This is a genomic window from Streptomyces sp. NPDC020875 (assembly GCF_040641415.1).
In the GTDB taxonomy this organism is placed as follows: domain Bacteria; phylum Actinomycetota; class Actinomycetes; order Streptomycetales; family Streptomycetaceae; genus Streptomyces.
This window is the reverse complement of sequence record NZ_JBFADP010000006.1, coordinates 145,042-158,315: the sequence shown is the minus strand read 5'-3', so window position 1 is coordinate 158,315 and position 13,274 is coordinate 145,042. Positions and strand designations below refer to the sequence as shown.

General features: G+C 72.3%; 5 protein-coding genes. 2 read left to right on the top strand and 3 right to left on the bottom strand.

The features are described 5' to 3' along the window. Positions 1-77: 77 nt before the first annotated feature. Both AB0G74_RS05550 and AB0G74_RS05545 read right to left on the bottom strand, forming a co-directional pair. A complete protein-coding gene (locus AB0G74_RS05550; RefSeq protein WP_361141025.1) occupies positions 78-383 on the bottom strand; it encodes a hypothetical protein in 306 nt (101 codons plus the stop codon). A 109-nt stretch (positions 384-492) separates the two neighbouring features. Continuing rightward, on the bottom strand, positions 493-1,476 hold the full coding sequence (locus AB0G74_RS05545; RefSeq protein ID WP_361141023.1) for a hypothetical protein: 984 nt from the start codon (positions 1,474-1,476) through the stop codon (positions 493-495). Between the two features lie 205 nt (positions 1,477-1,681). Here AB0G74_RS05545 and AB0G74_RS05540 point away from each other — a divergent pair, with 205 nt between their 5' ends. Together AB0G74_RS05540 and AB0G74_RS05535 are read left to right on the top strand one after the other, a co-directional pair. After that, positions 1,682-9,178: a putative T7SS-secreted protein gene (locus tag AB0G74_RS05540; RefSeq protein ID WP_361141022.1), complete on the top strand. Its 7,497-nt coding sequence runs from the start codon at positions 1,682-1,684 to the stop codon at positions 9,176-9,178. A 64-nt stretch (positions 9,179-9,242) separates the two neighbouring features. Next, a complete protein-coding gene (locus AB0G74_RS05535) occupies positions 9,243-11,957 on the top strand; it encodes a right-handed parallel beta-helix repeat-containing protein (RefSeq protein WP_361141020.1) in 2,715 nt (904 codons plus the stop codon). 51 nt (positions 11,958-12,008) lie between these two features. Here the strand turns inward: AB0G74_RS05535 and AB0G74_RS05530 are convergent, their stop codons facing one another. Next, complete coding sequence (locus AB0G74_RS05530) at positions 12,009-13,142, bottom strand: RICIN domain-containing protein (protein ID WP_361141018.1); 1,134 nt, start codon at positions 13,140-13,142, stop codon at positions 12,009-12,011. Between the last annotated feature and the right edge of the window lie 132 nt (positions 13,143-13,274).

Below are 13,274 nucleotides of genomic sequence, written 5' to 3'. Positions count from 1 at the left end.
CGAAGAACCGAACCCGAAAGGCGGTGCCCCCGGACCGGGATCCCGGTCCGGGGGCACCGCCTTCCGCCCTCAGGGGGTCAGGAGCCGCCGACGTTCTTGGCGACCGCGGTGTCCAGCGCCTCCACCTGGGTCTTGATCTCCTCGAACTGCTTGGCGAAGACGGTGATCCCGGTCATCGCCTGGGTCAGCGAGACCGTCAGCTTCTCGTAGGACGCCTTGATCGCCGGGCTGCTCTGCTGCATGAAGAGTCCGTTGTCCATCAGCCCCTCGACCGAGGTCTTGGTGGACTGCAGCATGGGCACGATGTTCTCGACGGCCTGCTTCATCACCGCGGAGACCCGGATGATCTCGCTGTAGTTGATATTGACGTTGCCTGCGGGCACGAGGGCTCCTCGTCGTGTTCGGATGGTGCGCCCCGGCCGGGGTGACCGGGGGAAACGCCGATGGGGTCGGGTGGCGGAAGGAGGGCGGCGGTGGCCGGGAGCGGGCTGGTCAGGGCGCGAGCCGCCAGCCGGTGTTCTCGTCGGCGCTGTCGCTGACCCACTTCTCCGTCCTGCCGTCCGGGGTCTTGACGGTCCGGGTACCGCTCCCGTCCTCCTTGACCTCGGTGGTCGTGGTCGTCTCGTTGCCCCGCGCGTCGACCGTCGAGTCCACGGTGCCCTTCACCGTCCGCACATCGCCGTTCTCGTCGGGGCCGGTGGTGGTGTAACTGCTGTTGGACGTGCGCGTTCCCGTGGACGAGTCGTAGTTCGAGGTGGTCTTCCCCGTGGTGACCGTCTCCTCGCCGTCCGTGTCGGTGGTCGTGCTGCGGAAGTCGTTCGTCGTGGTCTTGACGTTCCCGGACTCCGTCGTCGTGACGTTTCCCTCGGAGACGGTGACATTGCCCGCGGCGTCCGTGGCCGTGGAGTCGTAGCTGCCGTCGGGGCGGTAGTTCGTCGTCTCGGTGGTGGTCAGCCCGGACGCGCTGGTGACCTGGGTGGTGATCGACGTCGGCTTGCCGTCGGGACCGTAGGTATAGGTCGTCGTGGTGGAGTTGCCGTTGCCGTCCTGCGAGGTGAAGGTGGTCGGGCGCTCGCCCGGGTCCTTCGGCGCGTCGGGGTCGTTCGGATCGACCTTGCCCTCGGCCACCAGCTTCTGCCACTGGTCGTACCTGGCCTTGTCGACGGCCCACAGCTCGGCCGTGATCGCGGCCGCCTGCTTGTTCGCCTCGACGGCCAGATTGAAGTCCCACTTCGCCCAGCCCTTGGCGACTCCCTCGTAGAGCTTCGCCAGGCTCTCCAGTTTCTCCTCGGAACGGCGGAACGCGCTGTGCCACGTCCAGTAGAAGGAGCGGACGGCGGAGTAGGCGTCCGTGGGACCGATCTGCTCCGCCGTCACCGGGTTCCCGGTCCGGGCCTCGTTGACCTGGTCCTTGAGTGAGCGCGCCTTGATCGCCACGTCATTGAGCAGCGTGTAGTCCATCGCGATGTCGGGCACGGTCCGCTCCTCACGGTCGCAGTGATCGGTCGTGCTGGCAGAGCGTTTTTCCCCGCGATCGGTTCACTCCCGGAGCCCGAATTCTCCGCTCCGCCGGGTGTGAGTCTTGCCACGGGGAAATGGAACGCGTTCCAGTGCTATGGATTAGAGGACCGCGCGCCGTCCGTCCGGGCGGCGCGGTGAAATTCTCGAGGGGGAGGCGCAGTTGCCAGCCCGTCCCGGTGACTGGAGCCCGCTGGGGCTCACCGCCGACCCGGCACCCGGCGACCCCGTCGCCGTACGGCAGATCGCCGAAACGATGAAGCGGCTCGCCGAGACGGCCGGTACGGTCCACGGCGGGCTGAAGGAGCTTCAGAACACCTCCGGCGAGGGGCAGCGGTTCGTCGGCAAGACCGCCGACGCCCTCCGCGAGAAGGTCGACGAGCATCTGCACCGGTTCGCGGGCTCGGTCCAGGAATCGTTCCTGATGGCGGAGAGCGCGCTGCGCGGCTACGCCGATGCCCTGGAGAAGGCGCAGACCGATACGGGCCTGGCGCTCACGGGTGCGCAGTCGCTGCCCGAGGACGACCCCCAGCGCCAGAACCACGCCCGGGAGGCCGAGGCCGCCCGGGGTGAACTGGCCGCCGCGGTCACCCGGTTGAGCGGTGAACTCACCACCGCCGGGCAGCGGATGAAGATGCCCGTCAGCGACTGTGAGATCTTCTGGGAAGTCTTCGAGATCTTCACGATCATCTTCTCCGTGCTGGCCATCTTCACCGGTGGACTCCTCGGCCTCGTCGCCTGGGCGATGAATGTGGCGAACCTGGTCAAGGTGGCGGTCGACTACAGCCAGGGCAAGGCGAGCGGGCTCCAGTTGGGCCTCGCCTTCCTCGGGGTGCTCTTCCCCTCCACCAAGGGCATCGGCGGCACCCTGAAGGCGGTCTGGAAAGGTATCAAGGCGGGCGCCGGTTCCTTCTCCGACGACGCGGCACGGCTCGCCCTGCTCACCGGTACCAGCAAGCTGGTCGTGATGCCGATCATGCTGATCATGAAGACCGGCGCCGGGTTCCGTGCCCTGCCCTTCGTGGTCTGGAACGGGGCCAAGTTCCTGGGCCGGGCCCCCGGCAAGGACTGGACGAAGATCACCGGACAGATCACCGGTGGCTCCGCCAAGTTCGCCGCGTACGGCAAGGTCACCATGCAGCGGCTCGGCCGGTTCACCACCGCGCTCTTCCTCCCGCTCAACATGGCGGAGATCGGAGTCGTCGGCTACCGGGGCGCCGCCGCCCTCGCCTTCGGCGACCGGGTCCTCGGCATCCCCCAGCACTCGCTCCGGCAGATGATGGTGCGGGCGGGCGACCTGGAGTACATCAACAAGGCGGGCCGGGCGGGTGGCGCGGGCCTCGGCGGCGCGGCCCGTACCGGCCTCTTCGGCGCCGTTCCGCCCGGCACCCCGCTCGGGACCTTCAACACCGACCTCTTCCAGCTCTCGTTCACCAGGACCCCGTCCCTCGACTTCACCACCCTCGGCTTCGCCAAGCTGGACGATCTGCTGCTCTCCCGCCCGGGCGCGGCGGCCCCCGGCTTCACCGGCGGGTTCACGCCCGCGACGGGCGGACTGGGCGGCACCGTACCGCTCGGCACCTCCGGACTGGTCACCCTGAACCCGCCCGGTGGACTGACCGCGGGCCCCGGCGGGCTGCTGCTGCCGGGATCGGTGGCCGGGGACTCCGCGCTCAACCCGCTCACCCGCCTCGACGCCTCGATGGGGCAGGTCAGGCTGGAGAGCAATCTGGTGCTGCCCGCCGACACCGCCCTCGGCATCATCGACGGGGCCCGCCATCCGGCCGGGCTCTCCCTGGTGACCGAAACGCCCGGCGCCGCGCGCGGTGTGGAGGGTACGGGCTTCGCCACGGGCACCGTCGGGGCCATGGAGGAATCCACCGCCCTGGCCCGGGGCGCCGTCGCCCACGCGGAGGACCTCTCCCAGATCAAACTCCCCGAACTGATCGCCCTCCAGCAGGGCGATATCGCGGTCCGCGGGGTGAACTCGGAGGGCATCTCCTTCCGCATCGGCGAGAGCACCGACGTCACGGTGAACGCCGAAACCCTCACATCCCTCGCCTTCACCTCGCGCGGAGCCACCCCGAACCCGCTGGGGACACCGGGCGCGGTACCGGGCGCCGTCGCCGCGCCGGGCCCGGCGCCGGTGCTCCAGACCGGCCCGCCGCCGGTGGCCCCGGCCGCCGTGACACCCCCCGCGACGGTCGTGGACGCCAAGTCCGTGCCGCTGCGCGCGACCGTGGTCGCTTCCGTACGGACCACCGCCGTATCGGCCGTGCCCACCGGCGTACCGGCCCCTGCCGCCGTGGCCCCCGACGTGGTGGCCCGGGGCGCCGGGGAGACGGTGCCGCCCCCGGCCGCGAACCACCGTGATCTCGCCCTGGCGCTCATCGGCGGCGACGGCAAGCGGACCGGCGCACCGGCGGGGCTGAGCGCCACCGCACCCGGCGGCGGTGTCTCGTCCCGTACGGCCCTGGACACCGCGGGGGTGCCCACCGCGGGCGCGGACGCGCGGCTGGCCCTGGACCTGATCACCGGCCCGGGGGCGGGGTCCGGGCGGTCCGCCACCCCGCCCGCCGTCCCGGCGGGTCAGCCCGTACTCCAGCCGGCCACCCCGGTGCCCGCCCCGGCCGCCGGGTCCGCGCGGGTTCCCGGCGCCCCCGGGGACGGGGCGGCACCGGTACCGCCCCCGGCCGCTTCCCGTACCGTCCCGGAGGGGCTGATCGGCCCGCCCGCGCCCGTACCGACCCGGATCGAGGGCCATGCCGCCGCCACGATCCACAACCAGCTCCGGCACACCGTCAACGACATCGTCACCGGGGGCACGCCGGACCCGGCCCGGGCCGCCTTGCTTACGGAACGCTATGTGCGGTACGAGACGGCCCTCGCCGAACTCAACGCGGCCCAGCGGGGCGTACGCGAGACGGCGCCGTCCACCCCGGGCGCCGGCTCCTCCAGCGGCCCCACCCGCGCCCAGACGGAGGCGGCGGACCGGATGCGGGCGGCCCTCACTCAGGTCACGGAGGCCCGCAAGGGGCTCCGCGAGGCCGGAATGGACCCCGACAAGCTCATCGGCGAGATCCGCACCCTCAACACCCGCGCGGTCGCGGCACGCGGGGGGCTGCCGGGAGGGTCGAACCCGGGGGAGGACGACCTCGCGAGGCTCCTGTTCGAGGGCGGCTACGAGGAGTACACGCGCGTACAGCAGCAGCTTCAGCAACAACAGCTCGCGCAGGCGGCCCCCGGTCCCGGGAATCTGCCCGGGGGCGGAGTCGTACCGAACCACGGAGCCGTTGGTATCAACCACGCCGCGCCGGGCCCGAGTACGGCCCCCGCCGGGCATCTCCCGCCTCCCGGGGCGGGACCGTCCGTCCCGCAGGGCGTACCCGGCCCGCCCGTGCCGCCGCCTCCGCTGCTGAGGCGCGAGACGACCTTCGGTCTCACCGGCCTCACCAACGACCTCGGGCGGCTGGACATGAACGCCGGGCCGTCTTCTTCCGCCGCCATCGGCGGGGGTTCCGGACCCGGCGCTACGGCGGGCGGATCCGGCAAGGCGCCCGTTCGCGGCGGCGGAGATGTGCCGACCGCGTCTCAGACGCCCGATACGCCGGACTTCACCAGTTCCCATATCCACGGGCAGCTCCGGTCGGCGGCGGAGACGTCGGCCGGGCGTGGCCTCTCCCCGCACGACACCGACGCGCTGGTCGGTGCCTGGAGCAGGTACGACAGCGAGTTCACGGCGCTCCAGCGAGCGCGTAGCGAGCCCGAGCCGCAGAACGGGGCGGGCTCCAGCAGCAGGCCCGACGCGGCCCGGGAGAACTGGGAGCGCACCATCGAGTGGCGCGAGCGGCGGACGGCGGACGCCGCCGACGATCTGCTCTCGGTGCTGCGCGACATCGACGCCCAGCGCCCCGCCGGGGCCACCTTGGATCAGTCCGTCACCCGGGTGACGGGCGGCGGACCGCCCGGCCGTGTCTACGGGAACCGGGCTGGGGAGTGGAACGCCTCCGGGGGTTGGCCGGGGCGCCCGGGGTCGGGCACGACGTGGGCCGACGAACGGTTCCACGGGATGGGAGCCGTCACCGGAAGCGGGTCGCTGTCCGGGGACGATTACCTCCGCTACGTACGCGAGCTGGGGCAGGGCCCCCGTCGGCAGCCCGCCTTCGTCGTCAACGCCATCGCCAGGGCCACGGACCTCGGCGATCCCGCCCGGTTCGGCGCCTTCCTGGACGGCATCGCCCACCGGCTCGACCGGGCCGCGTTCGAGAACCGGGTCGCCGTGGTCGTGGGAGTCAACGGCGCCGATGCCGCGGCCGGCGACTGGAACCAGGCGATCCGCCTGGCCCTCTCGAACGACCGCTTCCCGTATCCGCTGGCCGTCGTGGCGACCACCGCCGCCCCGCCCCTCCGGTCCGGAAGCCTTGAGCCGGGGCCGTTCCCCTACGGGACGGCCCGCAATCAGACCCTCGAAAGTCCGGCGACGCGGTATGCCGTCAGCTCGATGATGGAACGCGGATACCACCCCTATGTCTCGATCATGGACTTCGACGCCTATCCGCATGTCGTCCCCGGCGGGCAGCACGTCTTCGCGCACTTCGAGCGGGTCCTCGACGAGAACGGCGGCTATCCGCTGATGATGGGCGGCGGCTACCGGGCGCCGGGGGCGGGCGAAGCCCCGGCAGGCGCCGGGAACTACACGCCGGAGCTGATCCGGCGCGTCGGGGCGGACATGGCGGCCCGTGTGGACGCGGCCACCACGCACCCGCTGATCCCCTACGTTCCCGAGCCCAATCTCTTCGTCGACGGCGTCGCCGTCCTGACCGACGTCCCCGCCTATCGCGGCGCTCGCAACACCCGGGGAGAAGCCAGGAACAACGTCCAGCAGACCTTGACGTTCGGTGACGGAGGCGCCGAGTACACCACTTTGGGCCGACGGCTCAACCAGTTCTACGGCTGGGAGCTCGACCGGAGCCTGCCGCTGCCGGTGCTGCAAGGGGTTCGCAGCGCCCAGGTCTCCGGACTGCTCGACGGTCTCCTCGGGACGACGCCGCCCCCGCCGCGTGCGGGCGGCGCGATCCGAACGGGAACGGAACCCGTGGTGGCGCCCGCCCTCGGCGGCGATGTCGCGATCAGGACCCAGGGGCTGCTCCAGTCGCTGCGGGGAGCCTTCAGCAGTGGGAGCACCCCGGAGATCCTGAACGACCTGTCCTTCCGGCTCTGGCAGGCCAACGCCGAGAGCGCGGCCCAGTACCTGAACCAGCGGCTCGGGCAGATCGTCGGACTGCGGAGCCCGGTCGGACAGCACAGTCTCGTCGCGGCCGACCTGCTGGACGACATGGCCGGCGGATTGGTGGACACGGCCCGGCTGACCAGGGTCCTGGACCGGATGGCGGTCGACGTCGGGGCGTTGAGTCCCGAGCAGGCGGGGCGGCTCCTGCCGACCGACAACGCGAGACGGCTGATCGCGGACCTCCGGGACATCGCCGGTAATCTGCGGACCAGTCAAGCTCCCGACACGCTGCGGAACGTGGCCCGTGGGCTCGCGGAGGGCTCCCTGTCGCCCGATGTCGCCCGGACACGGCTGGCCGATCTGGCGGACGGCCTCACCAGGGCCCTGCCCAAGCTCAAGGACCCCGATCTGCTCAAGAATCTGGCCCAGCCGGGCGGGGCTTCCGTCTCCGAACGGCTGCGGACCCTGGCCGACCAGGTGACCATGCCGAACTCGGGGCAGGTCGCGTCCCGGATCCAGTCGCTGGCCGAGGAACTCGGCGCCGCCATCAGGTCACAGGGGGACGCGGGGAACGCGCTGGGGCGGCTTGGACAGTCGGCCGCCGCGAGGATGGCGGAGACGGACGCATCGGTCAGGCGGCTCCTGGGCGAACTGCCGCAATGGGCGCGGCGGCAGACGGATCTCCTGCGCCGGATGGCGGCCGGAACGCCCGGGTCCGTCACCCTGCTGGCGTCCGAACGCCGGGTGCTGGAAGCCATCCGCGAGCTGTTCCAGGAGCGCCTGGCCGCGCGCGAGATGCACGCCGGCAACCTGACCCTGCCGAACCGGGGACCGGCGTTCACCGTCGACTTCGAGAACGCCGCGATCCCCACCGACCTCGACCGGTTGCAGAGGAAGCTCGACAGTTCCGGGCAACTGCCGCAGGACCACTCGACGCCCGACGCGCAGATGTCCCGCTTCCTCGGTATCAGCGATACCCAGACCAGCCAGAAGACGGCGAAGAGTGGAGTCAAGGTCGATCCGTACGTCAACGACTGGCTCACCCGGACCTTCCCCGAGGAGGTACGCGCCCTCGACAACCGGATCGGTGCCCCCAGGAACCTCGGTCACAACGTCTCGGCGAGGGTGCCGGGCGGCGGGCAGGAAGGAGCCCTCACGGCCGGACTCGACCCGAGGCACTACCGGGAGCACGCCGAGCGGCTCGTCCTCTCGGGGGAGGCGAATCGTCTGCTCGCCCAACTGCGGGACTTCCGCGACCGGTGGCTGTTCCGCCCCGACGGACTGGGCCACCGCGACGGCGGGCTCCTCCTGGAGCTCAACCGGGCTCTGGGACCCCGGAACTTCGAAGTCCAGCAGATGCTCCAGCGCATCGCGAACCGCTTCGACCCGGCGGTGAACGGCACCACCAGGGACACTCTCACCTCGGCGATCGCGCAGGTGACCGCGCACGGCATGACCCCGCGGGAGTACTTCGTCCGGATGGCCTCCGGGGGCGTACGTCCGCCGTCCCCGGCGGGGGCGCTCGATCCGGGAAGCCGGCTGATTCTGGAGCAGTACTCGCAGGAACTGAACCGGCCCATCAGGTTCATCACCTCCGAGACGAACTTTCTCCCCGTGGGAAACGGCACGCTGCCGCCTCTGGACATCGCCCGGATCTCCTTCAACGACACTCAGGGGTACCGCTGGGCCGCCCGGCCGACGCCGGTCAACGACCAGGCCGAACCTGTCGCGCAATGGCTGATCGACAGGCAAACGGAGTTCACCAGGCGTCATACCGGGCCGTGGCCGGATCTCGACGGCCTCGGGCGCTCGGCCGCGCCGGACCCGATCCCCCGGGAGGTCGCCGACCTGAACCAGGCCCGGGCCGCGTGGACCGTCTACGGACAGGAGACGGGCAACCCCCAGCTGGCGGCACGTGCCCAGCGGGAACTCCACGACGCCGATGTCGCCTGCCAACGGTGGGAGGCCGACCGAGTCCGCCGGGCGAGTCGTCAGGTCCAGTCGCCCGCCGGTCCGGCCCCCTTCGTACCCGTGCAGTCGCACACCATGCCGTCAGTGCCCCCGGTGGTGGCGTCGTCGAGCACCGGTCCGGTCCAGCCGCTGCCACCGGCCCCGACGCTCCCCGGCCACGGACAGGCACTCGGCCACGGACAGGCACCCGGGTCGCAACCGCAGTTCGGTACGGCTCCGCACGGCGGACAGGGCACCTGGCAGGACGTACGCCACCAGCAGTTGCAGCAGGCCAGGGCCGGGCAGACAGCCGCCCTGGGGGAGGCGTCCCATCTCGGCGGACTGCTGAACCAGGCGCTGACCACCGGGGCCGACCCGCAGGTGGTCGCCCAACTCCAGCAGGACATAGCGGTGTGGAACCAGCGGGCGAACCAGCTGCGGCTTCAGATCGCCACCCTGCAGAATCAGTTGCGCCAATGAGCGGGGTGACGTCTACCGCGGCCCCGGCCGCTCGCCCCGTACCCCCGGTCCGATGGAGAACCCCGTGACACCGCCCCACGCCCCCGCCGTCCCCGCCGTTCACCGGGTGGGCGGCGGGGACGGCCAGCACCCCACCCTTACCGCCGCGCTGGACGCCGCCGCCGACGGGGACGAGATCCGGATCGCCGCCGGGACGTACCGGGAGGCGTTGCTGATCTCCCGTACGGTCACCCTGCGCGCGGATGCCGGGGCGGTCCTCGCCGCGCCCGGCGACGGGCGGCCCGCGTTGGAGACCGCCCCGGGGGCGCGCATCGTCGTCGACGGGCTGGTGGTGGCGGGCGGGTCCGCCGACGTGCCCGCCGTGGTGCTGGGCGGCGGCCACACCGCGTGGACCGGCGGCGGCATCGGCACCGGGAGGCTGGAGGTCCACGGCGACGCCGGGCTCGCCATGACCGGGACCGAGCTGCGGGGCGCCGCGCTCGCCGGGGTGCTGCTGCGGACCGCCGGGCCCGTCACCCTCACGGACTGCCGGATACGGGAAGTCGACGGCACGGGGCTCGTCGTGGGCGGCGGAACCCGGGCCGTACTGCTCCGTACCGAGATCCGGGACACGACCGGATCGGCCGTACGCGTCAGGGAGAGCGCCGGGGTCACCCTCCGGGACTGTCTCGTCGGCGGCGCCGGACGAAGCGGTGTACTGGTGGAGGACGACGGGTCGGCGCTGCTCGACGACTGCCGGGTCAGGGAGTGCGCCGGGGACGCCGTGAGCGTCCTCGGCAGCTCGGCCGCGCCGGAACCGGGGGCGGAGGCGGCGGAGCCGCGGGAGGCCGACGGCGGCGTCCGGCTGCACGGCTGCGACGTCTTCGGGAGCGGAGCCGACGCGGTACGCGCAGAGGGTCCGGCCGAGGTCGTCCTCAGCCACTGCGACCTGCGGGACTCGGGGGGTTCGGGGATCAGCGCCACCGGCGGCGCCCGGGTCCGGGTCACCGGCACCCGGATCATCCGGACCGCCGGGGTCGCCGTCGCCGTGCACGATACGGCCACCCTGACCGCCCGGGATCTCGTGGTCCGCGACTCCGCCGCCAACGGACTGGTCGCCACCGGCGATTCCGAGGTCCGGATCGAGGACGGCACGTTCGACACCTGCGCCTTCAGCCCGGTCCACGCGGGCGACGGCGCCCGAGTACGGCTCGACGGGCCGCGGATCGGACGGACCCCCGAACACGGTGTCCATCTGGTCGCCGACGCCCGGCTGGTGCTGGAGGGCGGCTGGATCACCGACTGCGGGATGTCCGGCGTCGACCTCGCCGACGGCTCCGCCGCCGAGCTGACCGCGGTGACCGTGCGCCGGGCCCGTAACGGGGTCACCGTCGCGACCCGGGGGGCCGTCCGGCTCACCGACTGCGAGATCGCCGACAGCGAGCGGGCCGCCCTCGTCCTCGGCGGCGACGATACGGAGGTCACCGGAGGCCGGGTACTGCGTGCGGGCACCGCCGGACTCGTGATCGGCTCGGGCGCCGCGCCCGGAGTCTCCGGAACCGAGATCCGGGACGCCGCCGGTTCCGGTGTGGTGGTCGCCGACGGGGCCCGGCCCGTACTGACCGGGGTACGGGTGATCCGCCCCGCGAAGAACGGGCTGATCGTGGACTCCGGCGGCGGGGGGACCTTCGAGGAGTGCGAGTTCACCGAACCCGGGTTCCCCGCCGTACATCTCGCCGCCTCCGCCGTCCCGGTGCTGCGGCGGCTGCGGGTCCAGGACGCGGCCGAGGACCTCACCACCGAGGACGGGGCCGAGCCGGTCGTGGAGGAGTGCGTCTCGCGGCGGGTGGAATCGGCCCGATGGCCCGAGGCCGGAGCGCCGGAGCGCCGCCCCCGGGCCGCCACCGGCGGCGGTGGCGCCGGTACGGCGGTCACGTCACCGGAACCGGAGGTGACCGCCGAGGACCTGGACGAGCTGCTGGCCGAGCTGCACGAGCTGATCGGTCTGGCCCGGGTGAAGCAGGACGTCGCCTCACTGGTGAAGCTGATGCGGATGGTGCAGCGCCGGGAGGCCGCCGGTCTGGCCGCGCCGCCGCTCAGCCGTCATCTCGTCTTCGCCGGGAACCCGGGGACCGGCAAGACCACGGTGGCCCGGCTCTACGGGCGCATCCTCGCGGCGGTCGGGCTGCTGGAGCGCGGCCATCTGGTCGAGGCGGACCGCTCGTCCCTGGTGGGTGAGTACGTCGGGCACACCGGGCCCAAGACCCAGCGGGTCTTCCAGGAGGCCATGGGCGGAGTCCTCTTCATCGACGAGGCGTACTCGCTCGCCCCGGCCCACGGCGGCGGTGGAAACGACTTCGCCCAGGAGGCGGTGGCCACCCTGGTGAAGCTGATGGAGGACCACCGGGACGAAGTGGTGGTGATCGTCGCGGGCTACCCCGGGGAGATGGAACACTTCGTCGACTCCAACCCCGGACTGGCCTCCCGGTTCAACCGCACCCTGCTCTTCGAGGACTACGACGACGCCGAACTCGTCCGGATCGTGGCCCAGCACGCCTCGTCCCATCAGTACGAACTGACCGACGACGCACTCCGGGACCTCGGTGGCTTCTTCGCCCGGATCCCCCGCGACAACAGGTTCGGCAACGGCCGCACCGCGCGCCAGACGTTCCAGACGATGACCGAGCGCCAGGCATACCGGGTGGCCGAGCTGGAGTCGCCGTCGGAGGAGGATCTGGTCACCCTCCGGGCGGGAGACGTGCCGGAGGCGGCCCCGGCACTGACCACCGGAGCGGGCTGAACGAGCGGCCGGGAGCGGGACTCGTCCCTCTCCCGGCCGGTGCGGTACGGCTCAGCCGATCTGCCACTTCTGGTTCTTGGAGCCGTCGCAGGGATGCAGCTGGAGCTGGTATCCCCTCGACCCCTGACTGATCGGCTCCACACACTTGTTGGTCCGGGGGTTCACCAGCGACCCGTCCTTCTGGATCCGGAAGACCTGGGCCTGGTTGCCCTTGCAGTCGGCGATCCGGACGGGGGTGCCGTCCGCCGTGCCGCCGCCCTTGCCCTCCATGCACGTCTTCCGCTGATAGAGCGTCCACACCTGGCCGTCCGGGCGGAACTCGAACCGCTGGCGCTGCTCCTGGGAGCAGGCGGCGAGCTTCAGCGACGGACCGTGGGTGACCTTGCCGCCGAGGATGTCGACACAGAGACCCAGGGCGAAGGACATCACCGGGCCCTTGATCTTCCCGTCGTCCAGCTTCGGTGGGCGCGGGGTCGCCACGGGAGCGGGGCCGGGAGTGTTCTGCTGCTTCTTCGGGCCCGTGGCGGGCTTCGTCGCTCCGCCGGTGGGAGCGGAGGTCGGCCGGCCCGCGGAGCCGCCGCCCCCGGTCCCGCTGCCGCCGCCGGTCGCGGAACCCGGCCCGGGGCCCGTATCGCCGGTGCCGCGCGGGGGCGCCGGGGGCGTATCGGATCCGGCACCGCCGCCGCTCGCGGAGCCACCACCGCCACCGCCGGAGGAGGAACCGCCTGCCGCGCCCCAGGGGTTGTATTCGCCGGACGAGTCGTACCGCTGCTGACCGGCACCGGCACCGGCACCGGGTCCCGTTCCGGCGGGCCGGGCGGCCGAACCGCCGGACGTCTTCCCGTCGGACTGCTGCTGACCGGCTCCCGTCCCCGCGCCCGGTAGCTGCCCGGGTGCCGGGGAACGGCTCTCGGACGCGGCCGACTCGGCGGCCGCGGTGTTCTTGCTGTCGGAGCCGAACTCCAGGGAACCGACCAGCGGAATGGTCACCAGGACCAGCCCGGTCACGGCCGCGGCCGCTCCGACGGCGGTCCAGACCCGCTTCCCCGGGAGCAGCCCCCGCCGGGCACCGGCGGGGCTCTTGGCGAAGGTGGCCGAGAATCCGGTGTCCCGGAGGCCGGAATCCTCGGCGGGTTCGGCGGGTTCGGCGGATTCGGCCGGAGCAGGATTGGGCTCGGGTGGCACATCGTCTCCCTGGAAAGGGGAAGGGGGGCGGTGCCCGGTGATGATGTGGCCCGGATCCGGACCCGCGTTCTCCCGCGGCACAACGCTGGACGTCCACTCAGATTCATTTTTGCGCATGGAGGTTCGCCCGCC